The sequence below is a fragment of the Haloactinopolyspora alba genome, from assembly GCF_003014555.1.
GTDB lineage: Bacteria > Actinomycetota > Actinomycetes > Jiangellales > Jiangellaceae > Haloactinopolyspora > Haloactinopolyspora alba.
This window is the reverse complement of record NZ_PYGE01000010.1, coordinates 122,505-149,173: the sequence shown is the minus strand read 5'-3', so window position 1 is coordinate 149,173 and position 26,669 is coordinate 122,505. Positions and strand designations below refer to the sequence as shown.

The window sequence follows — 26,669 nt, the reverse complement described above, 5'->3', positions numbered from 1 at the left end:
CCGGTACGGGCAGGTGAGACGACCGTCAGGTCGACGCCGTGCGGATGTAGGACGACAGCGAGTCGCGCTCGACCTCGAGCTCGGTGATACGGCTCTTCACGACGTCGCCGATGCTGACGATGCCGGTCAGCTTGCCGTCCTCGACGACCGGCATGTGCCGGAACCGGCCCTCGGTCATGGCGCGGGCCAGCTCGTCGATGTGCGAATCGGGCACGCAGGTCTGCACGTCGGCGGTCATGATGACCTCGACCGACTCGGACAGGACGGCGGCGCCACGCTCACCCAGGGCACGAACGACGTCGCGCTCGGAGGCGATGCCGTGCACCGACGAACCGTCCGCGGAGACGACCACGGCACCGATGCGGTACTCGGCGAGCGTACTGAGCAGGCTTCGCACGGTCGTGTCCGGCGACACGGTGACCACGGAGCGGCCCTTGCCCCGGACGATGTCGGCGATGCGCATCGGGTCCCCCTTGCCGGCACGGAGTACACCTGATGCCATTGAACCGTACGGCTTCATGGCCGATCAGGAAAGGCATCCGCGCAGATCGGTCCGGTTCCGTCCGCGGAACCGGCGATCATCGGGTCCGGTGGTGACGGCGGCCGGCCGCCAGCCGGTCCGGGCTGCCGCCCACGTGAGGTGCGTCACGTGCTCGTGACGCGCGTCACCGGACGGTGTACTCTCCTGGCAACCTGCCGGGAATCCGCAACACACCGGTTACCTGCGGGACAACTGAACACCACGTCCACTTCACAACGGATCGTCCGGCACGTACCTGCCGGTGGAGGGAAGTACCGATGGCTACGGTCACCTATGACAAGGCAAGCCGGATCTACCCGGGCCAAGACAATCCGGCGGTCGACAGTCTCGACCTCACCATCGAGGACGGGGAGTTCCTGGTTCTCGTCGGTCCCTCCGGTTGCGGAAAGTCCACGAGCCTGCGGATGCTCGCGGGTCTCGAGGAAGTCGACCAGGGCTCCATCCGCATCGGCGAGCGCGACGTCACGCACATGCCGCCCAAGGACCGCGACATCGCGATGGTCTTCCAGAACTACGCGCTGTACCCGCACATGTCGGTGTCCGACAACATGGGCTTCGCTCTCAAGATCGCCGGCACGCCGAAGGACGAGATCCGCCGCCGCGTCGCCGACGCCGCCAAGCTGCTCGACCTCGAGGAGTACCTCGACCGCAAGCCGAAGGCCCTCTCCGGTGGTCAGCGTCAGCGTGTGGCCATGGGCCGCGCCATCGTCCGTGAGCCGCAGGTCTTCCTCATGGACGAGCCGCTGTCCAACCTCGACGCCAAGCTGCGTGTGTCCACCCGTACCCAGATCGCCTCGCTGCAGCGCCGGCTGGGCATCACCACCGTCTACGTCACCCACGACCAGATCGAGGCCATGACGATGGGCGACCGGGTCGCGGTGCTCAAGGACGGTCTGCTGCAGCAGGTCGACACGCCGCTCGGGCTGTTCGACAAGCCGCAGAACGTCTTCGTCGCGGGCTTCATCGGCTCGCCGGCCATGAACATCGCCACCTTCGACCTGGTCGACGGCAACGCCACGCTCGGCGAGTCCAGCGTCCCGGTCCCGCCGGCCGTCAGCGCGGCGGTGAAGGAGGAGGGCTCCGACACGGTGACCCTGGGCTTCCGTCCCGAGGCGCTCGAGCCGGTGTCGAGCGAGAGCGAGGGTGGCATCCCGATCGTCGTCGACGTCATCGAGGAGCTCGGGGCCGACGCGTTCGTCTACGGCCAGCCGGCCGGGCCGACGTCGGAGCTGCAGAGCGACCGGATGCGCAGCGAGACCGTCATCGCCCGTGTCGAGCCGCGCAACGTGCCCGCCAAGGGCGCGAAGGTGAACTTCCGGGTGCGGCCCGGCAACGAGCACTTCTTCTCCGTCAAGACCGGCGCGCGTATCGAGGCCTGAGCCGCACCGCCGAACCAGCAAGAACGGCGCCCTTCCGCCCGACCGGGCCGGGAGGGCGCCGTTGCGCGTCCGCGCCGGCACCGTCTCAGCACGCGCACGTTCCGCGTCACGGGCGGGCGTGACGCGGGACAATGGGCCGCATGGAGCTACGGATCCTGGCGGCGCCGCGCGAACAGCAGGCGTTGCTCGACCTCCCCTGGGACATGTCCCTGGAGCAGTGGCCGGAGTGGTACCTGGTGGCGCTGCCCCGCGGGATCTCGCGGCACGTGGTGCGGTTCACCAGGCTGAACGGTCAGGTCTACGCGCTGAAAGAGATCGTGCAGTCCTACGCCGACCGCGAGTACCAGATGCTGCGCGACCTGTCCCGTCTCGACGTCCCGTCCGTGCAGGCCGTCGGCGTCGTCAGCGGACGCGAGGCGCCCGACGGCACCGCACTGGACGCGATTCTCGTCACCCGGCACCTGCAGTTCTCGCTGCCGTACCGCGCGTTGTTCGCGCGGATGATGCGCCGCGAGACGGTCGACCGGCTCATCGACGCCCTCGTCGTGCTCATCGCCCGCCTGCATCTCAGCGGCTTCTTCTGGGGCGACTGCTCACTGTCCAACACGTTGTTCCGCCGCGACGCCGGCGCCTTCGCCGCGTACCTGGTGGACGCCGAGACCGGCGAGCTGCACGACGCGCTCAGCAACGGCCAGCGCGCCCACGACCTGGACACGGCCCGGACGAACATCGCGGGCGAGATGATGGACCTGCTCGCCGCCGGTCAGCTGGACGAGAGCGTCGACCCCGTCGCGACGAGCAATCAGGTCGTCAAGAGGTACGAGGCACTGTGGAGCGAGCTCACCGAGTGGGAGGCCTTCGACGTCACCGAACGCTGGCGGATCGCCCGCCGCGTCGAGCGGCTCAACGAGCTCGGCTTCGACGTGGACGAGCTCGACATCGTCACCGACATCGGCGGGCGCACCATCCGGGTGCAGCCCAAGGTCGTCGACCCCGGGCACCACTCCCGCCGGCTGCTCCGGCTGACCGGCATCGACGCACAGGAGAACCAGGCCAGGCGGCTGCTCAACGACCTCGACACCTACGCCGCCGTGACCGACCAGCAGGGCGAGGACGAGGAGATCGTCGCCAACGCGTGGGTCATGGACTGCTTCGAGCCGGTCATCCGCAACATCCCGCGCGAGCTGCGCGGCAAGCTCGAGGCTCCGGAGATCTACCACGAGGTGCTCGAGCACCGCTGGTACGACTCCGAGCGGCTCGGCCACGACGTGGGGCTGGCCGAGGCGGCGCGCGACTACGCCGAGACCGTCCTCCGGCACAAGCCCGACGAGCTCGCCATCCTGGGCGGCACCGCAGCCGACCCGGCGGAGACCCAGCCGTTCCGGATCTCGTGGACGGATCTGCAGTAGCCCCGCACCCCATGATCATCGGCACTTACCCGCCACATGGCCGGGTAAGTGCCGATGATCATGGGAAGGGTGTCAGGGGTAGAAGCCGCGGATGCGGTGCTGCATGACCCGGTAGGGCCAGTCGTGCTCGGTGTTCCACTGACTCACCGACAGGTGCAGCTCACCCAGCGTCGACCCGGGGATGACGTAGCCGCCGTAGAGCTGCGCCACGTGTGAGTCGTCCTCCTCGCCCCAGGCGGCGCCCCAGATCAGGGTGCGGCGGTGCGCGTTGTACAGGTTCGACGTCGGGTAGTCCATGACGATGCCGTCGATGCGGTAGTCGCCCTCGTTGAACCAGGTCAGCACCCACTTTCCGCCCAGCGGGCGCAGGCACAGCTCGCCGAACCTGCCTTCCAGGATCGGCGTCGGCGGATGGCCCCACGCCCAGTGGCCGTCGCGGTAGCCCCACGGCTCGTACGCGCCCAGATCGGTGAGCCGGTCCTGCGGCACCCGGTGCATGATGATCGGCTTGTCGCGCTGGAACCCGGTCGAGTACACGTACACGTAGCCGTCGTTGCCCAGGCCCCAGGTCAGCAGCTGGAACATGCCACCGTGCAGGTCCGGCGGGAACTTCGCGCCGGTGTGCTGCCAGCTCGCCCCGGAGTCGTCGGAACGCCAGATCTCGGTCCAGACGACGTTGCCGAGTCCCTTGTTCACCATGACGTGCAGGTACATCGTCCCGCCGATGGTGATGACGTCGGACGGCAGCACCGTGGAGAACTCGGGGTTGTTGTGCTCGTAGTACCAGAGCTGCTCGGCCGCGTCACCGCCGACTGCGCCGGACCAGGTCACCCCGGTGTTCAGGTTGGTGGTCGTCGACCACAGGGCGACGGGTGAGCGCCACCAGCCGTCGCCGACCCGGGCGTTCTCGAACGTGTCACCGAACACGAACAGCAGCCGCCCGTCCGGTGTACGTGCGGGCACGCCGAGGTCGGTCGCCTCCATCCGGAACCGTGTCGTGATTCCGGGGCCGGTCAGGTTGGCGATCTTGGTGACCTGCTGCTGTCGCCGCGCCAGACCGGGCTCGGCCGGTTCGGGCGGCCGGCCCCTGCCGGTGGCGTGGGCTGTCGAGCCGAGCAGGGAGCCGCCCGCGACGGCACCCAACGCTCCTTTCAGGAAGGTGGATCTGTTCAGCTGCGAGCGGTCGTGGGCCGGACGAGACGGGCCGTCGTTGCTCTCGTCATCGACGTGCATGGAACACCCCAATGCTGGAGAAATCGATTGCTGGGATTATTCAGCACGTTCGGGACATACGTCAACAGTCAGTAGTGACCGCCCGTCACGGGACATCGAACGCCCGGCTCCTCCACGCCCCTGCCGCAGTCCGTCACCCGGCGTTCGCCACACGTGGTGACTTGGACCGGGACGGTCCGGAACCGCCCCGACGCGGGTGTTAAGGTGCTCCGCGCGGGCACATGAACCATGGGGATCATCAATTGAAACAACATCCAGGACGAGCTCGCCGCCGGCGAGCCTCGCTGGCGGGAAGCGCGGCTGCCGGCGCCGCGCTCCTGCTGACTTCGGCGCTGCCGGCAGCAGCTCAGGAAGATCTCGCCACCGACAACTACCGGCCGCCGTCCGCGCCGCTCACCGGCGGTAACGCCGCCTACGAGTACGCGCCGGCAGTGCTGAACGAGGGCGGCCTGTACCGCATGTGGTACTGCGCCCAGGACCCCGAAGGCGCCGTCCCCGGTGACGACATCCTCTACGCGGAGTCCACCAACCCGAACGGGCCGTTCACCGCTCCCGACGGCGGCGACCCGTGGATCGTCTTCGAAGGCACCGGAGGCGGCGGATTCGACGGCCAGCACACGTGCGACCCGTCGGTCGTCAAGGTCGACGGCACGTACTACATGTACTACGGCGCCGCGGTGAACGACGGCGAGACGAGCATCGGCGTCGCGCGCAGCGCTGACGGCATCACCTGGGAGCGCTTCCACGACGGCCCGATCATCGTGCCGTCGCACCAGCAGGACACCGGCAACACCTATGGTGCGGGTCAGCCCAGCGTCGTCCACCGCGACGGCATGTTCTACATGATCTTCACCGACACCACCGGCGCGGGCGCACTGCCGGAGAACGGTGCCGGCCAGTTCGCCTGGCGCGCGCCGAACCCGACGTTCGACAACACCGAGGTGTTCACCGCCGACGGCTGGCAGCCGTACACCCCCGAGAACTCGCGTAGCTTCTCGGTGGCGAACGCGTTCTCCGCCGACTGGCAGTACTCCGACGAGCTCGAGTCGTTCATCATCGCGCACAACAACGAGCCGGGCTCCACGAAGCTGACCTTCCTCGGCGCCGACAACCTCGCCGAGCACCCGTACAACCAGGTGCAGATCGACGGCGCGTTCGTCGAGGGGCCCGGCATCGTCTCCACGCCGGACAAGCACGCCGTCGACGACCCGAACGCCGAGTGCGGGCGGGTGCCGGTCGACGTCATGCACGCCAGTAGCGGACCGTCGGAAGGACTCCCGCCGCAGGACCTGGTCCACAAGGGCATCGACGTGATCGCATCCATGGACTGCACTCCGGACCCGACACCCACGGAGACGCCGACACCCACGGAGACGCCGACGTCGACTCCCACGGCAACGCCGACGGCCACTCCGACGGCGACGCCGACGGAAACACCCACCGAGACGCCGACGGAAACGCCCACGGAGACCCCGACGCCGACCGAGACTCCCTCGGCGACGCCCACGGAATCCCCCTCGGAGACGCCGGCGCCGACCGAGTCGACCCCACCCGACGACGACGAGAACCTGCCGGACACCGGCGTGGGCTCCGGCCCGGTCGCCGGGCTCGGGCTGGCCCTGATCGCCGCCGCGGCCGGGGCGTTCGCGCTCAACCGCAGGGCACGCAACACCGCATAACCGCTGGCCCCGCATCGAACGGGGTGGGCCGCCTCCGGGCAGCCCACCCCGTTCGACGTTCCCGCCGACCGCCGACCACCCACCGCCGACGCCGACTGTGAGCCAAATCACATCGACGGCCGACGCGCCTGCGTCGAGATCGGCCGATCCGCTGCGACGTCCCCAGTGACACCACAGTCACCACACGACGCACGCGAGAGAGGACGATCCCGTGACGACCACGATTCCCACCGAGTCCGAACCCCGGGCCGGGCGCCGCGAATGGATCGGGTTGGCCGTACTGGCCCTGCCCACCCTGTTGCTCTCGCTCGACATGAGCGTGCTCTACCTGGCACTGCCGCACCTGGCGGCCGACCTGCAGCCCAGCAGCAGCCAACTGCTCTGGATCACCGACATCTACGGCTTCATGATCGCCGGGTTCCTCATCACCATGGGCACCCTCGGCGACCGGATCGGCCGGCGCAAGCTGCTCATGATCGGCGCGGCGGCCTTCGGCGTCGCCTCGGTGCTCGCCGCCTACTCGACCAGCGCGGAGATGCTGATCGCGACCCGGACACTGCTCGGCATCGCCGGCGCCACGCTCATGCCGTCGACACTCGGCCTGATCAGCAACATGTTCACCGACCCCAAGCAGCGCGGAGTCGCCATCTCGGTGTGGATCAGCTGCTTCATGGGCGGCACGGCCATCGGCCCCGTCGTCGGCGGACTTCTGTTGCAGTGGTTCTGGTGGGGCTCGGCGTTCCTGCTGGGCGTCCCGGTGATGATCGTCCTGCTGACCACTGCCCCGACGTTGCTTCCGGAACACCGTGACGACACCGCCGGACGTCTCGACCTGGCGAGCGTCGGCCTGTCGCTGGCGACGATCCTGCCGATCATCTACGGGCTCAAGGACCTGGCCAAGGACGGAGCGTCCATGGGCGCTACCGCCAGCGTCGCCGTGGGTGCCGCGGTCGGCGTCGTATTCGTCCGCCGGCAGTTGCGGCTGAGCAGCCCGTTGCTCGACCTGCGCCTGTTCGCGAACCGGACGTTCAGCACCGCGCTCGGCGTCATGATGCTCGGCGCCGTCGCCATGGGCGGGATGTTCCTGTTCGTCAGCCAGTATCTGCAGCTGGTCGAGGGCCTGACGCCGCTGCGCGCCGGCCTGTGGTTGGTGCCGCCGGCACTCGGCATGATCACCGGCACGCTGCTGGCGCCGCAGCTGGCGCAGCGAATCGGCGCCGGCACCGTCATCGGCGGCGGCATGATCGTCACTGCCGTGGGCTTCGTCCTGCTCACCCAGGCCGACGCGGTCGGCGGCCTGGTCACCGCCGTGATCGGGCTCGCGATCGCGATGGTCGGGCTCGGCCCGGGCGCCGCGCTGGTGACCGACATCGTCGTCGGCTCGGCGCCACCGGAGAAGGCCGGTTCGGCGGCCGCCATGTCCGAGACCAGCGGCGAGTTCGGCATCGCGATGGGAATCGCCGGCCTGGGCAGCCTCGGATCGGTGATCTACCGGGACACCCTGACGGTTCCCGCGGGCACGCCGCCGGAGGCCGCCGCCGCCAGCCACGACACGCTGGCCGGAGCCGTCGCCGCCGCCGAGCAGCTCCCTGCCGAACTGGCCGGGCCCCTGCTGACGGCCGCGCGTGGCGCCTTCACCGACGGCCTGCACGTCGTGGCCGGATTCGGCGCCGTGGTCATGGTCGTCGTGGGCACGGTCACGCTGATGCTGCTGCGCAAGCAGGACGCCCCGGCGCAGCCCTCGGAGGCGGCGCAGCCCTCGGAGACGGCGGAGCCCGTGGCCGCCGTGACCGGCTCCGAACCCACGCCGGTCGCCGTCGTCGAGCAGGCGTGATCGCGCCGGCCGGGTCATCAGCTCCGTCGAGGAGCAGGTCGCCGCCGTCGCCGCCGAGCACCCGGCGCTCGAGAGCCGGACGTTCGCACTGGCCCAGTACATCGTGGGCGATGCGATGTACATCGTCGCGGACGACCTGGCCGACATCCCCGGATTCGACCGGCTGCCCGGCACCGTGACCGTCCTCGACTACCCCGCCATCGTCGGCCTGAACACCCCGTCGCCACTGTCCGTGCCGTACGCCCTGGACCGTCTCCGTCCCCACCTGAAAACAGCCACCACCTGAGGGGTGGCCGGGAAATGATCACGTTCCGCATGGAATTCCATGCGGAACGTGATCATTCCCCGAAGCGTTCGAGGTCGCGAGCGATCACGAGACGCTGGATCTGGTTGGTGCCCTCGAAGATCTGCATGACCTTGGCTTCGCGGAAATAGCGCTCGACCGGGAAATCACGGGTGTAGCCGACACCGCCGAGCACCTGGACGGCGTCGGTGGTCACCTTCATGGCGTTGTCGGTGGCGACGAGCTTGGCGACGGCGGCCTGCTGGCGATAACCCAGACCACGGTCGCGGCGCTGGGCAGCGGCCAGGTAGAGGGCGCGGGCGGCCTGGACCGACGCGGCCATGTCGGCGAGCGTGAAGCCCACACCCTGGTGCCCGATGACGGGCCGGCCGAACTGTTCACGCTGACGCGCATAGGCCGCGGCCTCGTCCAGTGCCGCCTGCGCCAGCCCGGTGGCGACGGCCGCCACCCCGACGCGCCCGGCGTCCAGCGCGTGCAGGGCGATACCGAACCCGGCGCCCTCGTCACCGATGCGCCGTTCGGCCGCCACCCGCACGCCGTCGAGGTTCACGATCGTCGTCGGCGAAGCGGTGAGCCCCATCTTGTGCTCCGCCGCACCGAACGTCAGACCGTCCGCGTCGGCCGGGACGAGGAAGCACGAGATGCCGCGGGCTCCGTCGTCGGACGTGCGGGCGAACACGCTGTAGAAGTCGGCGATCCCGCCGTGGGTGATCCACGCCTTGGTGCCGTCGAGCACGTAACTGTCGCCGTCGCGGACCGCGCGGGTCGACATCGCCGCGGCATCGGAGCCGGCGTGCGGTTCGGACAGGCAGTACGCACCGAGCTGCTCTCCGCCGATCATGTCCGGCAGCCAGCGCTTACGCTGCTCGGCGCTGCCGTAATTGGCCAGCGGCCAGCACGACAGACCGTGCACGCTGACGCTGAGCGCGACCGTCGCCCAGCGCGCCGCCAGCTCCTCGAGCACCTGCAGGTAGACGTCGTACGGCTGGGCGCCGCCGCCGAACTCCTCGTCGTAGGGCAGGCCCAGCAGCCCGGTCCGGCCGAGCATCCGGACCAGCTCGCGCGGATACCGCGCCGCCTCCTCGGCGGCCGCGGCAGCCGGCGCCAGGTCGCGATCGGCGATCTTGCCGACCAGGTCGATCAGGTCACGGGCTTCGGGCGTGGGAACCACGCGTTCCACAGGCACGTCGTCGTACCTCCACGGCTCGCGCCGGACGAGGATCGCCCTCCGGCGTTGGTCGTCACAGGCTGCGCCGGACCACGTGACATGCGCAAAGGTGGTGACCCGTGTCACACGGACCGGCGTGGTTCAGCCTATCGCGAGCCGTCGGACGCCCGCGCCCGGGTGATTTCGTACATCGCAACCCCGGCGGCGACGCCCGCGTTCAGGGACTCGGTGCCGCGGGCCATCGGGATCCGTGCCACCAGGTCGCACGTCTCGGAGACGATGCGCGACATCCCGGTGTCCTCGGAGCCGACCACCAGGCACACCGGCTGGTCGAGCGCCTCGACGTCGGGCAGGTCGACCGTGCCGGCACCGTCCAGGCCGATCACGAACAGCCCGGCGTCGCGGTACACCCGCAGCGCCCGCGCCAGGTTGGTCGCCTGCGCGACCGGTGTGCGCGCGGCCGCTCCGGCCGACGTCTTCCACGCGCCCGCGGTCATGCCCGCGCTGCGCCGTTCGGGCACGACGACGCCGTGGGCGCCGAACGCCGCGGCCGATCGCACGACGGCGCCGAGGTTGCGCGGGTCGGTGACTCCGTCGAGGGCCACCACCAGCGGCGGCTCACCGGCATCGTGAGCGGCGGTGATCAGGTCGTCCGGGTGTGCGTAGGTGTAGGCCGGCAACGCGAGCGCCACACCCTGGTGAACGGAGCCGCCGGTCACCCGGTCGAGCTCGGTCCTCGCCACCTCGAGCAGATGAACGTTGCGCGCGACGGCGAGGTCCAGTGCTTCGCGTACCCGGTCGTCGGCGTCGATGCGTTCCGCGACGTACAACGTGGTGGCGGGCACCTCGGCACGCAGCGCCTCGACCACCGAGTTCCGGCCCGCCACGACCTCGGGGCCGCGGCGGCCGCGACCGCCGCCGCCGGACCGGGACGTACCGCCGGAACGCCCGGCACCGGCGCGACCGCCGCTCTCGTCACCCCGCCGCTGCTGCGCAGCCGACCGGCGTGCCTTCGGGTGCCCAGTGCGTTCCGTCGCCGCCGGCGTCGGCCCCTTGCCCTTGAGCCCGCGGCGGCGCTGGCCGCCGGAGCCGACGACCATGCCCTTCTTCGTGCCGCTCTTGCGCATAGCGCCACGGCGCTGCGAGTTGCCCGCCATCAGTTTCTCCGTACGTCGTCAGGCTCGGTCAGATCCCAGCGCGCGCCGTCGTGCCTGTCCTCGACGGTGATGCCGGCGGCCTTCAGCCGGTCGCGTAGCGCGTCGGCGGTGGCGAAGTCCTTGTTCTCTCGAGCAGCCTGGCGCTGCTCGAGCAGTGCGTGCACCAGCGCGTCGACGACGCCACGCAGCCGGTCGCCGGAGCTGCCGACGGAGTCCAGCCCGACCCACGGCTCGGCCAACGGATCCATGCCGAACACGCCGAGCATCGCCCGCACCGAGGCCAGCGTCTCACGGAGCCCGGCCGACTCGCCCGCCGAGAGCATCCGGTTGCCCTCGCGGACCGATTCGAAGACCACCGCCATCGCCTGTGGTACGGCGAGGTCGTCGTCCATCGCCCGGCGGAACGTCTCGGGAACGTCCACGTCCGGGTCGACGTCGGCCACCGCCTCCGAAGCGCGCAGGACGAACCCTTCGAGGCGCCGGTACGCGGCCGCGGCCTCGGCCAGCGCCTCCTCGGAGAACTCGGCGTGACTGCGGTAGTGCGGCGCGACGAGATAGTAGCGCAGCTCGACCGGCCGCACCCGGCGCACCACCTCGGAGACCAGCAGCGAGTTGCCCAGCGACTTGCTCATCTTCTCGCCGGACGTGGTCACGAGGGCGTTGTGCATCCAGTACCGCGCGAACGGTTGCCCCGCGGCGCGAGACTGCGCGAGCTCGTTCTCGTGGTGCGGGAACCGCAGGTCGATGCCGCCGCCGTGGATGTCGAACTCCGAGCCCAGATACTTCGCGGCCATCGCCGAGCACTCCAGGTGCCAGCCCGGCCGGCCGCGGCCGTACGTCGTCGGCCAGGACGCGGTCCGCGGCTCCTCCGGCTTGAACCCCTTCCACAGGGCGAAGTCGCGCGGATCGCGCTTGCCGCGCGGGTCGGCGTCGGCGGCCGGTTCCATCTCGTCGATCTTCTGCCCGGACAGCTCGCCGTAGGACGGCCACGACCGCACGTCGAAGTACACGTCGCCCGAACCGTCGCCGGCGACGTAGGCGTGACCACGCTCGATGAGCATGTCGATCAGTTCGACCATCTCGGGGACGTGCCCGGTGGCGCGCGGCTGGTAGGTCGCCGGCAGGCAGCCCAGAACCTCGTAGGCGGCGTCGAGCGCGCGCTCGTTCTCATAGGCCCACGCCCACCACGGGCGGCCGGCTTCCGCGGATTTGGCGAGGATCTTGTCCTCGATGTCGGTGACGTTCGCGACGATGGTGACCTCGTAGCCGGAATGCTCCAGCCAGCGCCGCAGCACGTCGAACACGACCTCCTTGCGGATGTGTCCCACGTGCGGCGGGCCCTGAACCGTCAGGCCACAGTGGTAGATCCCGACCTTGCCCGGGACGACCGGGACGAAGTCGCGAACCTCACTGGCGGCGGTGTCGTACAGGCGAAAACTCACCGGACAAGGGTAACGATTTCCGTGCCGGCAACCACCCGGATCACGGCGCGGACTCCGGAGCGCGGGCGCGTGATCCCGGCGACGAACCGGGATGGGGGACAATGAGACGACCAGCGGCCCCGACACCGACGTCCATGGAGCAGCCTTTCGTGTTCGAGCCACATCGCTCGACGGACGAGCAGCGCCGGCCGTGGTGGCTCCCGTCGGTGGCCACCGGCCTGATCGCGGCCGCCCTCCTCGCGCTGATGACCTGGCAGGTCGTGGCGCGAGGACCGTTCATCGCCTGGGACTGGCCGCTGCACGTCTACGTCGACGCGCGCCACCCGGACGGATGGGTGAAGCTGGTCCTCGACTCCATCGCCAGCCTCGGCGGGCAACGCCTCTACACGCTGCCCATCATCGTCGGGGTGGGCGCGTGGGTCTCGTACCGGCAGCGGCGGATCCGGCCGCTGGTCGCCATCGGGGCAGGGCTGGCGACGGTGTTCTTCGTGGGGTACTGGATCAAGTTCGATCTCGCCCGGACACCGCCGGCCAGCGAGCAGGACATCCTGCACGGCGTCGGCCAGGCCTTCCCCTCCGGGCACACCGCGAACGCGACCCTGACCTGGTGTCTCATCGTCATCGTGCTGCTGGGCGCCCAGGGGCTGCGGCCCGACCCGGTCCGGTTCCGGCGGTGGCTCGCGGTGGCACTGGTGATCGTGTTCGTCTCGGGCGCGCTCATGACCCTGCTCGACTACCACTGGCTCAGTGACATTCCCGGCGGCTGGATGCTCGGACTGCTGGCGCTCATGGTCTCGGTGACCGTGCTGCGCGCGCCGCGGCTGCCGTGGCCGCGGTGGCTGCCCGGGCACGCCCTGCTGGCACGGCTGGACGGGGCCGGTTGAGAGCCCGACCCGGCTCGCCATGACGCCGGACGGCCCGGCTGACCGACGGTCGGCCGAGCCGCCACGTCGAGCTGAACGCCGGCCTATCCGGCCGCCCATGCGGCGCCGCCCGGATAGGCGTGCTCGCGCATCGAGGTCTGCAGCATCTGCGCACCCGAGCCGGGCTTCGTCGGCGCGACGTAGCGCCCGCGGTCGATGCGCACCGGATCAGAGAAGTGCTCGTGCAGGTGATCGACGTACTCGATCATCCGGCCGTCGGCCGTCCCGCTCACCGCCACGTAGTCGAACATGGCCAGATGCTGCACGATCTCGCACAGGCCCACGCCACCGGCATGGGGACACACCGGCACGCCGAACTTCGCCGCGAGCAGCAGCACCGCGACGTTCTCGTTGACGCCGGCGAGCCTGCATGCGTCGATCTGCACCACCTGCGCGCCGCGGGCCTGGAGGAGTTGCTTGAACATGACCCGGTTGGCGGTGTGCTCCCCGGTCGCCACCGGGATCGGGGCGATCCGCTCGGCGATGCTCGCGTGCCCCAGGACGTCGTCCGGGCTGGTCGGTTCCTCCACCCAGGCCAGGTCGTAGGCGGCCAGCTCCTTGATCCAGCGCACCGCCTCGTCGACGTCCCACCGCTGGTTCGCGTCGACGGCGATCCGCACGTCCGGGCCGCACGTCTCCCGGGCGATCGCCAGCCGTCGCCGATCGTCGTCCAGGTCGGCGCCCACTTTGAGCTTGATCTGGCCGAATCCCGCGGCCACCGCCTCGCCCGACAGGCGTGCCAGCTTGGCGTCGTCGTACCCCAGCCAGCCCGGTGTCGTCGTGTAGGCGGGGTAGCCCTGCGCGACCAGCCGTTGCGCACGGTCCTGTCTGCCGTCCCGGGCGGACTCGAGCAGCTGCAGCGCTTCGGAGCGGTCCAGCACGTCGGTCAGGTAGCGGAAGTCCACCAGGTCGACGATCTCGTCGGGCGTCAGGTCCGCGAGCACCCGCCACAGCGGCAGGCCGGCACGTTTGGCGCGCATGTCCCACAACGCGTTCACCACGGCGCCCACTGCCATGTGCATGGCGCCTTTCTCCGGACCCAGCCAGCGCAGCTGCGAGTCGTGCACCAGCCGACGCCAGGTGCCACCCATGTCGGCGAGCAGCGGTTCGACCTCGTGTCCCAGCAGGAATGAACGCAGCGTGTCGATCGCGGCGACCTGCACGTCGTTCCCGCGGCCGATCGTGAAGACGAACCCGTGCCCGTCGGGGCCGTCGTCGTCCGTGCGGACCACGACGTAGGCGGTCGAGTAGTCGGGGTCGGGGTTCATCGCGTCCGACCCGTCGAGAAGGCGTGACGTCGGGAACCGGAGGTCGAACGTGTCGACCGCCACGATGGTGCTCATGGGTACCTCTCTGGTTGCACGAGAATGATCACGTTCCGCATGGAATTCCCTGCGTCACCACCCTTGCAAGCATGGTGACGCGGAGGAAAGCCTGGTGATGGCTCGCCGCTCTACTCGGACACCAACGCCGTCGCGATGGCCGCCAGCCCCTCGCCACGCCCGGTCAGCCCCAACCCGTCCGTCGTGGTCCCGCTGACGCTCACCGGCGCCCCCACCGCCGCCGCCAGCACGTCCTGCGCCTCGGCACGGCGACGACCGACCCGCGGCCGGGCACCGACGACCTGCACGGCGACGTTACCGATCTCGAGCGACGCCGCCCGCACGATGCGTGCGACCTCGGCCAGCAACGTGACGCCGGACGCGCCGTCCCACTCCGGTCGCCCGGTTCCGAACACCGACCCGAGATCACCCTGCCCGGACGCCGACAACAGCGCGTCGCACATGGCGTGCGCGGCGACGTCCCCGTCGGAGTGCCCCGAACAGCCGGCGGGTTCGTCCGGCCACAGCAACCCGGCAACCCAGCACGCACGTCCGGGCTCGAACGGGTGCACGTCCACACCGATGCCGACCCGGGTCATGGGGCCGGCGCCGCGCTCGCCCGTGCACGCGCCAGAACGGTTTCGGCGACGGCCAGGTCGTGGCCGGTGGTGATCTTGAACGCCTCTTGATGGCCGGCGACCAGGTGCACCGGGAGCCCCGTCCGTTCGACCAGCGACGCGTCGTCGGGGGCGTCGGTGTCGCCGCGGGCTTCGGCGTCGCTGTGCGCACGGGTCAGTACTGCGCGGCGGAACCCCTGCGGTGTCTGGACGGCCCGCAGGTCGGAGCGGGGCGGGGTGTCGATGACGCGGGACCGCTCGTCGATCCGCTTGAGCGTGTCGACCACCGGCAGGCCGGGGACGACAGCGTCCTGCCCGTGCGCGACAGCGCGGACGACGGCGTCGAGGAGCCCGGACGGCGCCAGGCACCGGGCGGCGTCGTGCACGAGGACGATGTCGGCGTCTGCCGGCACCGCCGACAGCCCGAGCGCGACCGACCGCTGCCGGTTCTCGCCGCCGGAGACGACGCGCGAGGTCCCACTGAGCCGCCCGGCGACGGCGTCGTCGACAAGTTCGTCCGCCTGCCGCTCGTACCCGGCAGGAACGACGGCCACGAGGTGCGACACCAGGTCGGCGCCGGCGATCGCGCGCAGCGCATGCCAGATCAGCGGGCGGCCGCCGACCCGGACGAACGCCTTGGGGCCGCCTTCGCCCAGACGCTCACCCCGGCCCGCCGCGACCAGGACGCAGGCCGCCTTGCCCTCGGTACTCACGCCCCCGATCCTTTCAGATCGGAGACCGCGGACGCGTAGGCCCGCGCGTGGACGTGTACCGGTGGCCGCACCGACGTCGAACCGGATCAGCCGGTGAGGACCTCGTCCAGCAGCGTCTCGGCCTTGTCCTCGTTGGTGTTCTCAGCCAGCGCCAGCTCGGACACCAGGACCTGGCGTGCCTTGGCCAGCATCCGCTTCTCACCGGCGCTGAGCCCGCGGTCGCGCTCACGGCGCCACAGGTCGCGCACGACCTCGGCCACCTTGATGACGTCGCCAGAGGCGAGCTTCTCGAGGTTGGCCTTGTACCGCCGTGACCAGTTCGTCGGTTCCTCGGTGTGCGGCGTTCGCAACACCTCGAAGACGCGGTCGAGGCCCTCTTGGTTGACCACGTCGCGGACGCCGACGAGATCGACGTTGTCCGCGGGAACGCGCACGGTCAGATCGCCTTGAGTGACTCTCAGGACGAGGTACTGACGCTCCTCGCCTTTGATGACACGGGACTCGATGGCTTCGATGAGCGCAGCCCCGTGATGGGGGTAGACAACCGTCTCGCCGACCTTAAAAGTCATGTGTTTCTGTCCCCTTTCCCCTGCAGAGGATAGCACGGATTCACCGCTGCGGACGAGCATTTATGCTGGTCAGGCCGGAACGTGGGGGTTGACAAATCGGCATTGCCCATGCTTGCGACACACGTCACACGTCCGAAACCTTGCGCCACCGGCCACGACGCCACAGCCGGAGGCCCTCCGTCGCTCACGTCGCGGCAGGTGAACAGGGTGGCATCGAGCCGTGAGGCTGATCCACGCACTCCCGCTTCTCGTGCCCGCGGACGAGCACCGACAGCGCCGCCGGTACCCTGGAGGTGGTCTGTCGCGAACCGCTTCAAGGAGTACCCGTGAAGTCTGCTGCCCTGCGCCGAGCTCTCGTCGCTGTCCCGCTCATCGCCCTGAGCGTCGCGGGATGCAGCATCCATGAGCAGACGCAGGGCTGGTACGCGCCCGCCAACGGCGTCAACGCCGACGCCGGGCAGGTCGGGCTGCGCAACGTTCTCGTGGTCGCGGGCAGCGGAGGCCGGGCCACCGTGCTGGCGGCGTTGTCCAACGAGGGCACCACCGCCGACGCCCTCGTCGGCGTGTCCGTCGGGGACACACAGGCCGAGCTCGAAGGTGGCGCCATCGAGATCCCGTCGAACGGTCACGCCACGGTCGGACCCAGCGCCCACCGCGCCGACGTCCAGAGCGTCGACGCGGTGCCTGGCCGGATGATCGAGGTCGAGTTCCGTTTCGAGCGTGCGCCCCGGGTCACGGTCGACGCGCTCGTCGAAACCGCCGAGGGAATGTACGCCGACGCGTTGCCCGGCGGGTCGACACCCACCGGCGTCGAAGACGGCGAGATGGCCGGCACCGAAGAGCCGACCGCCGAGCCGAACGAGGACGAGCCCGCCGACGACGAGCCCATCGGCGAGGCGCCCGGCTGACACGGCGGCCGCACCCTGAACCTGTCACGACGACGGTCGCGCCGCCATGTCACGACGGCGCGACCGAAGGTGCGACCACTAGGCGAGTGCACGCGTCACGAGGCCTGCAAGGGTGGTGACGCATGGAATTCCATCCATGCTTCAACAACGTGGATCATTCACGACCCGGACGTCAGGCTTCGAGCTTGTAGCCGAGGCCGCGGACGGTCAGCAGGTACGACGGCGCCGTCGGGTCCGGCTCGATCTTCGCCCGCAGCCGCTTCACGTGCACGTCCAGCGTCTTGGTGTCGCCGACGTAGTCCGCGCCCCAGATCCGGTCGATCAACTGCGCCCGCGTCAGCACCCGCCCGGCGTTGCGCAACAACAGCTCCAGCAGCTCGAACTCCTTCAACGGCAGCCGCACCGAACTGCCGTCGACGGTCACCGTGTGCCGCTCGACGTCCATGCGCACGGGTCCGGCTCCCAGGACCGCCGGGCTGCTCGCCTCGGTCGCCTCGGTACCGCGCCGCAGCACGGCACGGATGCGCGCGACCAGCTCACGCGACGAGAACGGCTTCGTCACGTAATCGTCCGCCCCGAGCTCGAGGCCCACGACCTTGTCGACCTCCGAGTCCTTGGCCGTGAGCATGACCACCGGGACGTTCGACCGCTGCCGGATCTGCCGGCAGACTTCGGTCCCCGGCAGCCCGGGCAGCATCAGGTCCAGCAGGACGAGATCCGCTCCGCCCTTGTCGAACTCTTCGAGAGCCTCGTCTCCCGTCGCCGAGACGGCGACGTCGAAGCCTTCCTTGCGAAGCATGTACGACAGGGCGTCGCTGAACGAATCCTCGTCCTCGACCACGAGCACGCGGGTCACGGCGTCTCCTTACCAACTGACGTGTCGAGCGCGGGCGGTTGCCCGGCTCGCGGGAGGTGCAGCGGCAGCCGCAGGGTGAAGGTCGACCCCGCACCCTGCACGCTCCACACCCCTACCTCGCCGCCGTGGCTGGCGGCGATGTGCTTGACGATGGACAGCCCGAGGCCGGTGCCTCCGGTGGCCCTGGACCGGGCGGGGTCGACGCGGTAGAACCGCTCGAAGATCCGCTCGATGTCGCCCTCGGCTATCCCGAACCCCTGGTCGGTGACGCTGATCTCGACCAGGTCGTCGCGTCGGCGCACCCCTACGGCCACCCGGGTGTTGGGCGGGCTGTAGGTCACGGCGTTCTCGACCAGGTTGCCCAGCGCGATGACCAGCTGTCCCTCATTGCCGAGCACCTCGAGCCCGGCCGCGCCGCCCGCGGCCAGCCGGACCTCGCGGTTCTCGGCGTCCACGCGGCTGCGGTCCAACGCCGCCGCCACGACGTCGTCGATGGCGACCGGCTCCGGAGAATCGACCGGATCGTCGTACTGCAGCCGGGAAAGGTCGATGATCTCTTGCACCAGCCGCGTCAGCCGGGAGCCCTCACGCTGCATCCGCTCGGCGAAGCGGCCCACCGCCTCCGGGTCGTCGTTCGCGTCCGCGACCGCCTCCGCCAGCAGCGTGAGCGCGCCGACCGGCGTCTTCAGCTCGTGCGACACGTTCGCGACGAAGTCGCGGCGCACCTCGTCGAGCCGGATGGCCTGGGTGCGGTCCTCGACCAGGGCGAGCAGCAGCCGGCGGTTCAACGGCGCGACCCGGGCCGAGACGTACAGCGTCTGGGTGGTGTCGCGCGAGCGCGGGATCTCCAGCTGCACCTCGCGGATCTGCCCGTCGCGGTGCACCTTCTCGGTCAACTCCATCAGCTCTGCCACGGCCAGCCGGTCGTGGCGGACCAGCCCGAAGGCGTGTGCCGACGGGCTCGCCTTCACGACCTGGAGTTCGCTGTCGAGCACGATGGCACTGGAGCGCAGCACCGACAGCACCTCGTCGACGCCCTCCGGCACCCGGAACGTGCGTTCGGGCTGCGGCGGATGCTGGGCGCGCTCACTGGCCCGGAACGCCAGCCCGGCGGCGAGACCGACCGCCGCGCCGACGCACGACGCCAGCGCTCCGACGGTCACAGCATCCACATTCACCGATGGTAAGCGGCCGTGACCGGCTGTTCTCAACTTCGAGACACTTCACGGGGCATTTCCGGACGCGAGTTCACCGATTCTTCGTGGGGCATTCACCCTGGGCCGCCGGCCGTCCACCCGAAGCGCCTAACCTGGTACGAACACCCCGGCTGCCCCATACCCCCGGACGACAGGACGACGACAGCCATGCGCGAGGCGTACCACGAACAGCTCGACGAGGTCACCGGCCGCCTGGTCGGCATGATCCGCAAGGCCGGAGACCAGATCCGGCAGGCGACCGCCGCGCTGCTCGACGCGGACCTGGAGCAGGCCGAACAGGTCCTGACGTCCGACACCAGCATCAACCGCGACCAGTTGCACGTCGACGAGCAGGTGCTCCAGCTCATGGCCACCCAGGGGCCGGTCGCCACCGAACTGCGCGAGGTGACCGCCGCGCTGCGCACCACCTCCGACGCCGAGCGGATGGGCGACCTCGCGGTGCACATCGCCAAGGTCGCCCGCATGCGCTACCCGGAGCACGCGGTCCCCGAGGACATGCGCGAGACGTTCGCAGCCATGGGCCGTGCCGCGGAGGAGATGGCGACCAAGGCCGGAGCCGTGCTGCGCAGCCGGGACGTCGACGCGGCGGCCGAACTCGAACAGGACGACAACCAGGTCGACCAGCTGCACCGGTCGCTGTTCCGCACGCTCTTCGACGACGAGTGGGACCGCGGCGTCGAATCCGCCGTCGACATCGCCCTGCTCGGCCGCTACTACGAGCGCTTCGCCGACCACGCGGTGGAGATCGCCACCAACGTGCGCTACCTCGTCACCGGCGACATCGAGTGGGCGGACACCGCACCCGGCCACTGACGGACGGCACCGGCGCCGGCCCGGAGGCGCGTCGCCCGGTGACGCGTCACCCCGGAGTGGCGCGGAGCCACCCCGGGGGCGCGCCGAGCCGGCGCGACGCCGTTCGCGTCAGCGTCCCTGCTTCTTGACCGCCTCGATGGCGGCCGCGGCCGCGTCCGGGTCGAGGTACTCGCCGCCGCGGCTCACCGGGCGCATCGACTCGTCCAGCTCGTAGAACAGCGGCACGCCGGTCGGGATGTTCAGGCCGGGGATGTCGTCGTCGGAGATGTCGTCGAGATGCTTGACCAGCGCGCGCAGCGAGTTCCCGTGCGCGACGACGGCCACCGTGCCGCCCGCGCGCAGGTCCGGCACGATGGCGTCGTACCAGTAGGGCAGGAACCGGTGCAGGACGTCCTTGAGGCACTCGGTGGCCGGCAGCAGCTCCGGCGGCAGGTCGGCGTAGCGAGGGTCGCCGGTCTGCGCGAACTCGTGAGCCGGGTCGATGGGCGGCGGGGGGACGTCGTACGAGCGGCGCCAGGTCATGAACTGCTCTTCGCCGAACTGCTCCAGCGTCTGCTTCTTGTCCTTGCCCTGCAGCGCGCCGTAGTGACGCTCGTTCAGCCGCCACGACCGCCGCACCGGCACCCAGTGCCGCTCCGCGACGTCGAGGGTGAGGTTGGCGGTGCGGATGGCGCGCCGCAGCACGCTCGTGTGCACCACGTCGGGCAGCACGCCGCGTGCGGTCAACAGCTCGCCCCCACGTGTGGCCTCGGCCTCGCCGGCCGCCGTGAGATCGACGTCCACCCATCCGGTGAAGAGGTTCTTCGCATTCCATTCGCTCTCGCCGTGACGGAGCAGGAGCAGCCGGTAAGTCATGGACACGAGCCTACCCAGGGTCTCGCGCGCGCCCGCGTGCAGGCTCGGCCCCCACCGGTGCCACCGGAACGCCGTGCGGTCAGCCGTCGTCGCCGGGTCGCAGGTGCTCGAACGCCGCCAGGTTGCGCGTCGACTCGCCGCGAGAGAGCCGCCAGCGCCACTCCCGGCGGATGGACGTCGCGAACCCCAGCTCGAGGATCGTGTTGAACGACGAGTCGGCGGCCTCGAGCACCACGCCGAGCATCCGGTCGATCTCGGGGTCGGTGACCGCGTGCAGGGGAAGCCGACCGACCAGGTAGATGTCGCCGGAGGAGTCGACCGAGAACGCGACGCCCGACAGCCGCGCGTTGCGCTCGAGCAGCCACCGGTGCACACCCGCGTGGTTCTCGTCCGGGCACCGCGCGACGAACGCGTTGACCACCAGGCTGTGCTCGCGCACGGCCATGCTGCACGACGTGGTGAGCTTGCGCTCACCCGGCAGTTCCACCGAGAACACGCCGGGCGCCGGTTCGTCCCAGGGCTGCCCGGCATCGTTCAGGTAGTCGCGGACGACCGCCGCCGCCCCGTCCGTCGTGCTGCTCCACGCCGTCATACACACATCCGGATCGCCGTGCCGAAGGCCTCCGCCCGGCGCCGGTCGCACGCCCGGGCGTAAACCTCGAGCATACGTGCGGCGGTCACGTCCCAGCCGAATGTCGCCGCATGCGCGACGGCCCCCTCCGCCAACCTGCGCCGTCGCGTCGGATCGCCGACGAGTCCGCGCAGCGCCGACGCCCACTCGGCAGGGTCGTGCCCCTCGACCAGGACGCCCGACACCGCGTCGGCCACGGCCGTACGCAGCCCGCCGACCGCCGCGGCCACCACCGGGGTCCCGCACGCCTGCGACTCGAGCGCCACCAGCCCGAACGACTCGTTGTACGACGGCACCGCGGTGAGGTCGGCGGCACGGAACCACTGCACCAGTTCGTCGCGCGTGACCGGGGGCTCGAACCGGACCAGATCCGCGACGCCGGCCTCGGCGGCCAGCGTCGCCAGCCCGTGCGGCTCGTCGAGCCCGCTGCCCGACGGGCCGCCGACCACCGGGACGACCAGCCGCTCGCGCAGCTGCGGATCGTCGCGGACCAGCTGCGAAACGGCCCGGATCAGCACGTCCGGCGCCTTCAGCGGCTGCACCCGGCCGGCGAAGAGCAGCACCGTCGCGCCGGCGGGCAACCCCAGCCGGGCCCGCGCGGCTGCTGACGATCCGGGGGTGAAGCGTTCGAGATCGACACCGGGCCACACGGTCGCCACCCGGTCCGGCTCGGCGCCGTAGAGGTCGACGAGCCGGCCCGCCTCGTCGTCGGTGTTCGCCACGACGACGTCGGAGGCCGCCACGACCTGCTCTTCGCCCAGTTCCCTGGCCCGCGGCTCGGGACGGTCGCCGTCGGCCAGCGCGCGGTTCTTCACCTTCGACATCGTGTGCATGGAGTGGATCAGCGGAACGCCCCAGCGCTCGGACGCGAGCCAGCCCACCTGACCGGAGAGCCAGTAGTGCGAGTGCACGAGGTCGTAGCGGCCGGGCGGATGCGCCGCCTCGGCGCGCAGCACACCGGAGGTGAACGCGCACAGCTGGGCGGCCAGCTCCTCCTTGGGCAGCACCTCGTACGGCCCCGCCATCACGTGCCGCACCGTCACCCCGGGTTCGGCCTCGACCCGCGGCGGCAGGTCCGACGACGTCGCCCGGGTGAACACGTCCACCTCGGTGCCCTGCCGGGCCAGCCGCCGAGCCAGCTCGACGACGTAGACGTTCAGCCCGCCCGCGTCGCCGGTGCCCGGCTGGTCGAGAGGAGACGTGTGCACGCTGAGCATCGCGACGCGGCGCGGCCGGGACGGATCACTGCGTGGTCCCATGATCATCGGCACTTTTCGTACGCGGACCCCGGAACGTGCCGATGATCAGCGAGTGGAGCGCTGCGGCGTCGCATCCGGTGCTCCTCTGTGTGTCATGTGCCGTCCCCACCCAGAACGGTGAGCCGGTATCCGCGGATTCCCGCGCGCGTGCTCGCCGGGCGCGCCGGACTCGTCGGGCGCGCCGGGTTCGTCGGGATACATCTCAGCGCTGGATAGACAACTGAGCGTCGAATACGAGGCGTTCCGGGCCCGCGTCCGTCGCTGAGTTGTCTATCCAGCGCTGAGATGTCTATGGAACTCGGGTAGTCCCCACGGGCCATGGGGCTACGCGGCGACTCCGCCGGGCCGCTCACCTGCGACGCAGCCGCCCAATCCGGCGAAACCAGGCGAAAGCGTCCGAATGATCGGTTACGCTCGTCTCTGCACATCTGAGATGACCTTCGTGAAATAGACCGACATCAAGACTCTTCTGCTACAAGTGGGGCGCTCACGCGGCTGCTCCGGGCCGCTGCGCAGGAACGTCGCGATCGAGATCAAGTCGTGACCCAAATACCCGCGGCCACCGGGCAACCTGGTGCGCCCCCCATGAGTCTTCCTGGGTGGGAGCGGCGTCGACGAGACGCCGTTGGGAAGAAAGGAACCTATCGTGACGCAACGCAGGAAGGTTGGCTTGAGCGTCCTCATGGCGCTGTTCGCCGCCGCAGCGGTGGTCGCCGGCATCGTCGGCCTCGACCGGTTCGGCTCCGACGAGCCCGCGGCGGCGTCGCCGGCGCTCGACAACCAAAGCGGCACAGGTCGGGTCGAGCAGACACCGTCCGACACCCCGACTCCGGCCGGTCCGCCGACCACGACGGCCTCGCCGACGCCGACTCCCACCAAGACGCCCACACCGACCCCGACGCCCACAGCGCTGATCCCGGCCGGGTCGTCCGGCGACGACGTGCGTGAGCTGCAGGCCCGCCTGAAGCAGATCCAGTGGTACGAGCCCGACATCACCGGTCAGTACGACGAGGTCACCGTCGAGGCCGTCGAGGGGTTCCAGGCCAAGCGCGGCCTCCCGGAGACCGGTGATGTCGACGAGGAGACCTGGGACCGGCTGCTCGACATGACCCGTGAGCCCACCGACGACGAGAAGCACAACCGGCTGACCCCCGGCCCGACCATCATCGGCCCCGGCGACAGCGGCGACGACGTCCGTGAGCTGCAGGCACGGCTGCGTCAGATCGGCTGGTTCAGCGGCGACATCACGCCGAACTACGGCGACGTCACCCGCGACTCGGTGGCAGGCTTCCAGACCAAGCGCGGTTTCCCGTCCACCGGCAAGGTCGACCAGCGCACATGGGACCGGCTCGTCGAGATGACCCGTGAGCCCACCGACGACGAGCTGCACAACCGCGAGCCCGAGGCGGACGACGACGAGTCCGCTGCGGCACTCGACCCACGCTGCACCACCGGACGCGTCCTGTGCATCGACAAGTCCACGCAGTCGCTGCGCTGGGTCGTCGACGGCGAGGTCCAGATGACCATGGACGTCCGCTTCGGCGCCGAGATGACACCGACCCGCGAAGGCGCGTTCCAGGTGAACTTCAAGTCCCGCGACCACGTCTCGTCGCTGTACGACACCGCGATGCCGTACGCGATGTTCTTCAGCGGCGGTCAGGCCGTGCACTACTCACCTGACTTCGCCGCGAACGGCTACAACGGCGCGTCGCACGGCTGCGTCAACGTGCGGGACAAGTCCGCGATCATCTCGCTGTTCGACCAGGTGAACGCTGGCGACAAGGTCATCGTCTACTGGTCCTGACTCCATGACGGCGCCGAGGCCTACGAGGTCGCATCGGCCTCGGCGGCGTCACGGAGTCGCGGCAGGGTTGCCGCGATGCCGCGGCGGTTCTTCTCCGGGAATCCCCACAGCCGCACGATCGCCGTCGCCACCGGGCCGAGCCGCGAGTAGTCGAACGTCTCCGTCACCCTGGTCGACTCCTCGCCCACCGGGTCGAGCTGGTAGCGCCAGCGATGCCCGGCGAAATGACGCCAGGCGATCAACCTGTCCGGCTCGAACTCGACGACACGGTTCGAAATCCGATAGCCGACACCGAACATCCGCATCCGGACACCGAAGGTCGCGCCCCGATCAAGCTCGGCCGGACCCTCGATCACACCGCGGACGGTGCCGGACCCGTCGATTCGTGGATGTTGACGCGGGTCGGTGAGGATCGCAAAGATCACCCGCTCGGGCGCCGCAACCACGATCGACGCCGACACCCGGCGGCTGCTCCCTGTGTCGGCCGGAGTCACCGTCATCACCGTCTTTCTCCACGTGGGCGAGTCGCCGCCGGTGCCGCGGTCGGGGCACTCGAGCTGTGTTCACTCGGCGCCCTTCCGCCTGTCTCGGTTCGGCCCCGACGTGAGTGCTGGTCGACAAAGGCCCCCGGCGCCACCGCTGCAGGGCGCCGGGGGCCGTCTTGTGGCCGGAGTCGTGGTGCGGGCTCCGGATCAACTCACAGGTGCAGGTCCAGCAGGACGAGCAGGCCGCCCTCGACCTGGACATCGGTGTGCAGCTGCGCCTCGCCGTCCTCGTCGATCTCCAGGTCCGCGTCGACGTCGAGGTCGGCACCGAGGCTGAGGAACAGGAACAGGTCGAGCAGGTCGTCGAGCTCCGCCTCGAGGATGACGATCAGCTCCGCCTCGAGGTCCGCTTCCAGGTCGGACTCGATGTCCCGCTCGGTCTGTGCGTCGATCTCACCGTCGACCTGCCCCTCGAGGTCGACGTCCAGCGTGATGTCGCCGTCGATCTGGACGTCGACGACGGCGTCGAGGTCGAGTCCGTCCTCGCTGAGTCGGTTCTCGATCGTGGACTGCAGGCCGGCCTCGAGTTCGACCTCCAGCTGCTCGTCACTCGGAGTGGACGGGGCGGCAGTGGCCGCTGTGGAACCAGCGAGCATCAGGCCGACTGCGGTCAGCGGCGCCACGACAGTCGCGGCGATGGTACGGATCTTCATGATGAAACGCCTTTCGTTGAGTGGATAGAGGCGGCTTCGCGCCGATTCAGCTCCGGCCGAAGCCGAGGTCGATGCCGATGCCAAGGCCGAGACCGAGGCCGAGGCCCGAACCGCCGCCGACGACGACCGTCTGGTCGCCGCATGCCGCGGGGGCGGTGGCCTCCAGCGGGAGCGAGGGGTCGAGCGAGCTGGGGGCGTCCCCGTCGTAGCTACCGCTGCCGTTCGGGTCGATGCCGTGCACGACCAGCACGGCGTTGCCGGACCGCAGTTCGTCCGCAGCATCGTCGCTCAGCGTCAGGGTCCGGTCGTACCGGACCATCCCGTGGTCTGCCGTCGGGAACCTGTCCACAGCGAGCGCACTGGCCGGGCTTGTGTCTCCGGTCGTCGTCAACGAGGTGCCGACAGCGCCGTAGGCAGGGATGCCCTCGGCCGTGCTGATGATTCCGTCACCGTCCGCATCGTCGTCACCGGTCGGGCACTGCCCGGCGCCGCCGATGTGAAAGTGCTGTGCGTGCGGCTGGTCCTCGAGAACACCGAACGCGTAGACACGGACCTCGGCCTCGTTCCCCTCGAGCTTGACCACCCCGACACCATGGGCGCCGGAGTCGTTCAGTTCGTCCAGGTTGAACACGGTGATCGTCCGCCCGTGGCCCTCGTGGCGCGTGGTTTCGTCTGCGTTCGCGGCCGCGGCACCGGTCATCGTCAGTCCCGCCACGGCTGCCAGGCCCAGCGCCGTTCTGAGCGCCTGCTTGTGCATGGTCGACCTCCTCGGAGTTCGGATCCGGCGCGGTGACGACCGAGCATTCGGGCCCGGCGGCACACCACGTCGACGTGACAG

26 protein-coding genes are annotated in these 26,669 nt (G+C 70.2%); 9 read left to right on the top strand and 17 right to left on the bottom strand.

The window, feature by feature from the left end; all coding sequences use genetic code 11:
* Positions 1-25 precede the first annotated feature (25 nt).
* On the bottom strand, positions 26-463 hold the full coding sequence (locus CLV30_RS14935) for a CBS domain-containing protein (protein WP_106538007.1): 438 nt from the start codon (positions 461-463) through the stop codon (positions 26-28).
* A 335-nt stretch (positions 464-798) separates the two neighbouring features.
* Between CLV30_RS14935 and CLV30_RS14930 the strand changes: the two genes are divergently transcribed.
* Positions 799-1,920 (top strand): ABC transporter ATP-binding protein, encoded by a 1,122-nt coding sequence (locus CLV30_RS14930; protein WP_106538006.1) that lies wholly within the window; start codon positions 799-801, stop codon positions 1,918-1,920.
* 140 nt (positions 1,921-2,060) lie between these two features.
* Positions 2,061-3,329, top strand: a complete 1,269-nt coding sequence (locus CLV30_RS14925; protein ID WP_106538065.1) for a DUF4032 domain-containing protein — start codon at positions 2,061-2,063, stop codon at positions 3,327-3,329.
* Between the two features lie 72 nt (positions 3,330-3,401).
* On the opposite strand, the gene CLV30_RS14920 is transcribed toward CLV30_RS14925, so the two are convergent.
* Positions 3,402-4,562 (bottom strand): glycoside hydrolase family 183 protein, encoded by a 1,161-nt coding sequence (locus CLV30_RS14920; RefSeq protein WP_205740917.1) that lies wholly within the window; start codon positions 4,560-4,562, stop codon positions 3,402-3,404.
* Between the two features lie 242 nt (positions 4,563-4,804).
* On the opposite strand from CLV30_RS14920, the gene CLV30_RS14915 reads away from it, so the two are divergent.
* From CLV30_RS14915 to CLV30_RS26495, 3 genes are all read left to right on the top strand, one after another.
* Entirely contained in the window at positions 4,805-6,241 is a 1,437-nt protein-coding gene (locus CLV30_RS14915; protein WP_165358663.1) for a glycoside hydrolase family protein, read from the top strand.
* A 211-nt stretch (positions 6,242-6,452) separates the two neighbouring features.
* A complete protein-coding gene (locus tag CLV30_RS14910) occupies positions 6,453-8,075 on the top strand; it encodes an MFS transporter (protein ID WP_240723321.1) in 1,623 nt (540 codons plus the stop codon).
* A 115-nt stretch (positions 8,076-8,190) separates the two neighbouring features.
* Positions 8,191-8,361 carry a hypothetical protein gene (locus tag CLV30_RS26495; RefSeq protein WP_165358664.1) on the top strand — a complete coding sequence of 57 codons (171 nt, stop codon included), beginning with the start codon at positions 8,191-8,193 and terminating at the stop codon, positions 8,359-8,361.
* 52 nt (positions 8,362-8,413) lie between these two features.
* Here CLV30_RS26495 and CLV30_RS14905 read toward each other — a convergent pair whose 3' ends face one another.
* The 3 genes from CLV30_RS14905 to cysS all read right to left on the bottom strand — a co-directional run bounded on the left by CLV30_RS14905 (position 8,414) and on the right by cysS (position 12,146).
* Positions 8,414-9,565, bottom strand: a complete 1,152-nt coding sequence (locus CLV30_RS14905; RefSeq protein WP_106538004.1) for an acyl-CoA dehydrogenase family protein — start codon at positions 9,563-9,565, stop codon at positions 8,414-8,416.
* A gap of 128 nt (positions 9,566-9,693) precedes the next feature.
* Positions 9,694-10,704, bottom strand: coding sequence for a 23S rRNA (guanosine(2251)-2'-O)-methyltransferase RlmB (gene rlmB / locus CLV30_RS14900; protein ID WP_106538003.1), 1,011 nt, complete (start codon positions 10,702-10,704; stop codon positions 9,694-9,696).
* Positions 10,704-12,146 (bottom strand): cysteine--tRNA ligase, encoded by a 1,443-nt coding sequence (gene cysS, locus CLV30_RS14895; RefSeq protein WP_106538002.1) that lies wholly within the window; start codon positions 12,144-12,146, stop codon positions 10,704-10,706. Before cysS ends, rlmB begins: the two co-directional genes overlap by 1 nt.
* A gap of 134 nt (positions 12,147-12,280) precedes the next feature.
* Here cysS and CLV30_RS14890 point away from each other — a divergent pair, with 134 nt between their 5' ends.
* The gene (locus CLV30_RS14890; RefSeq protein WP_165358665.1) at positions 12,281-13,030 is read left to right on the top strand and encodes a phosphatase PAP2 family protein; all 750 of its coding nucleotides are present in this window, start codon (positions 12,281-12,283) and stop codon (positions 13,028-13,030) included.
* A gap of 83 nt (positions 13,031-13,113) precedes the next feature.
* Here the strand turns inward: CLV30_RS14890 and CLV30_RS14885 are convergent, their stop codons facing one another.
* The 4 genes from CLV30_RS14885 to CLV30_RS14870 all read right to left on the bottom strand — a co-directional run bounded on the left by CLV30_RS14885 (position 13,114) and on the right by CLV30_RS14870 (position 16,290).
* A complete protein-coding gene (locus CLV30_RS14885; protein WP_106538000.1) occupies positions 13,114-14,412 on the bottom strand; it encodes an enolase C-terminal domain-like protein in 1,299 nt (432 codons plus the stop codon).
* A 110-nt stretch (positions 14,413-14,522) separates the two neighbouring features.
* Positions 14,523-14,990 carry a 2-C-methyl-D-erythritol 2,4-cyclodiphosphate synthase gene (ispF, locus tag CLV30_RS14880; RefSeq protein WP_106537999.1) on the bottom strand — a complete coding sequence of 156 codons (468 nt, stop codon included), beginning with the start codon at positions 14,988-14,990 and terminating at the stop codon, positions 14,523-14,525.
* Positions 14,987-15,721, bottom strand: a complete 735-nt coding sequence (gene ispD, locus CLV30_RS14875) for a 2-C-methyl-D-erythritol 4-phosphate cytidylyltransferase (protein WP_205740918.1) — start codon at positions 15,719-15,721, stop codon at positions 14,987-14,989. The genes ispF and ispD overlap by 4 nt, the downstream gene beginning before the upstream one ends.
* A gap of 86 nt (positions 15,722-15,807) precedes the next feature.
* The gene (locus tag CLV30_RS14870) at positions 15,808-16,290 is read right to left on the bottom strand and encodes a CarD family transcriptional regulator (RefSeq protein WP_106537997.1); all 483 of its coding nucleotides are present in this window, start codon (positions 16,288-16,290) and stop codon (positions 15,808-15,810) included.
* Between the two features lie 326 nt (positions 16,291-16,616).
* On the opposite strand from CLV30_RS14870, the gene CLV30_RS14865 reads away from it, so the two are divergent.
* Positions 16,617-17,198 carry a hypothetical protein gene (locus CLV30_RS14865; protein ID WP_106537996.1) on the top strand — a complete coding sequence of 194 codons (582 nt, stop codon included), beginning with the start codon at positions 16,617-16,619 and terminating at the stop codon, positions 17,196-17,198.
* 172 nt (positions 17,199-17,370) lie between these two features.
* Here the strand turns inward: CLV30_RS14865 and CLV30_RS14860 are convergent, their stop codons facing one another.
* Complete coding sequence (locus CLV30_RS14860; protein ID WP_106537995.1) at positions 17,371-18,054, bottom strand: response regulator transcription factor; 684 nt, start codon at positions 18,052-18,054, stop codon at positions 17,371-17,373.
* Positions 18,051-19,232, bottom strand: a complete 1,182-nt coding sequence (locus tag CLV30_RS14855) for a sensor histidine kinase (RefSeq protein ID WP_106537994.1) — start codon at positions 19,230-19,232, stop codon at positions 18,051-18,053. Before CLV30_RS14855 ends, CLV30_RS14860 begins: the two co-directional genes overlap by 4 nt.
* 186 nt (positions 19,233-19,418) lie before the next feature.
* Between CLV30_RS14855 and phoU the strand changes: the two genes are divergently transcribed.
* The gene (gene phoU / locus CLV30_RS14850) at positions 19,419-20,084 is read left to right on the top strand and encodes a phosphate signaling complex protein PhoU (protein ID WP_106537993.1); all 666 of its coding nucleotides are present in this window, start codon (positions 19,419-19,421) and stop codon (positions 20,082-20,084) included.
* Positions 20,085-20,192: 108 nt separating this feature from the next.
* On the opposite strand, the gene CLV30_RS14845 is transcribed toward phoU, so the two are convergent.
* From CLV30_RS14845 to mshA, 3 genes are all read right to left on the bottom strand, one after another.
* Positions 20,193-20,939: a phosphoglyceromutase gene (locus CLV30_RS14845; protein WP_106537992.1), complete on the bottom strand. Its 747-nt coding sequence runs from the start codon at positions 20,937-20,939 to the stop codon at positions 20,193-20,195.
* 79 nt (positions 20,940-21,018) lie between these two features.
* Positions 21,019-21,531 (bottom strand): type III secretion system chaperone family protein, encoded by a 513-nt coding sequence (locus tag CLV30_RS14840; protein ID WP_106537991.1) that lies wholly within the window; start codon positions 21,529-21,531, stop codon positions 21,019-21,021.
* On the bottom strand, positions 21,528-22,835 hold the full coding sequence (gene mshA, locus CLV30_RS14835) for a D-inositol-3-phosphate glycosyltransferase (RefSeq protein WP_106537990.1): 1,308 nt from the start codon (positions 22,833-22,835) through the stop codon (positions 21,528-21,530). The genes CLV30_RS14840 and mshA overlap by 4 nt, the downstream gene beginning before the upstream one ends.
* Positions 22,836-23,499: 664 nt before the next feature.
* Here mshA and CLV30_RS14830 point away from each other — a divergent pair.
* Positions 23,500-24,633, top strand: coding sequence for a L,D-transpeptidase family protein (locus CLV30_RS14830; protein ID WP_205740919.1), 1,134 nt, complete (start codon positions 23,500-23,502; stop codon positions 24,631-24,633).
* A 20-nt stretch (positions 24,634-24,653) separates the two neighbouring features.
* Here CLV30_RS14830 and CLV30_RS14825 read toward each other — a convergent pair whose 3' ends face one another.
* The 3 genes from CLV30_RS14825 to CLV30_RS14815 form a co-directional block, all read right to left on the bottom strand.
* Positions 24,654-25,133 (bottom strand): SRPBCC family protein, encoded by a 480-nt coding sequence (locus CLV30_RS14825; RefSeq protein ID WP_106537988.1) that lies wholly within the window; start codon positions 25,131-25,133, stop codon positions 24,654-24,656.
* 197 nt (positions 25,134-25,330) lie between these two features.
* Positions 25,331-25,831, bottom strand: coding sequence for a hypothetical protein (locus CLV30_RS14820; RefSeq protein ID WP_106537987.1), 501 nt, complete (start codon positions 25,829-25,831; stop codon positions 25,331-25,333).
* A gap of 46 nt (positions 25,832-25,877) precedes the next feature.
* On the bottom strand, positions 25,878-26,588 hold the full coding sequence (locus CLV30_RS14815; RefSeq protein WP_205740920.1) for a hypothetical protein: 711 nt from the start codon (positions 26,586-26,588) through the stop codon (positions 25,878-25,880).
* Between the last annotated feature and the right edge of the window lie 81 nt (positions 26,589-26,669).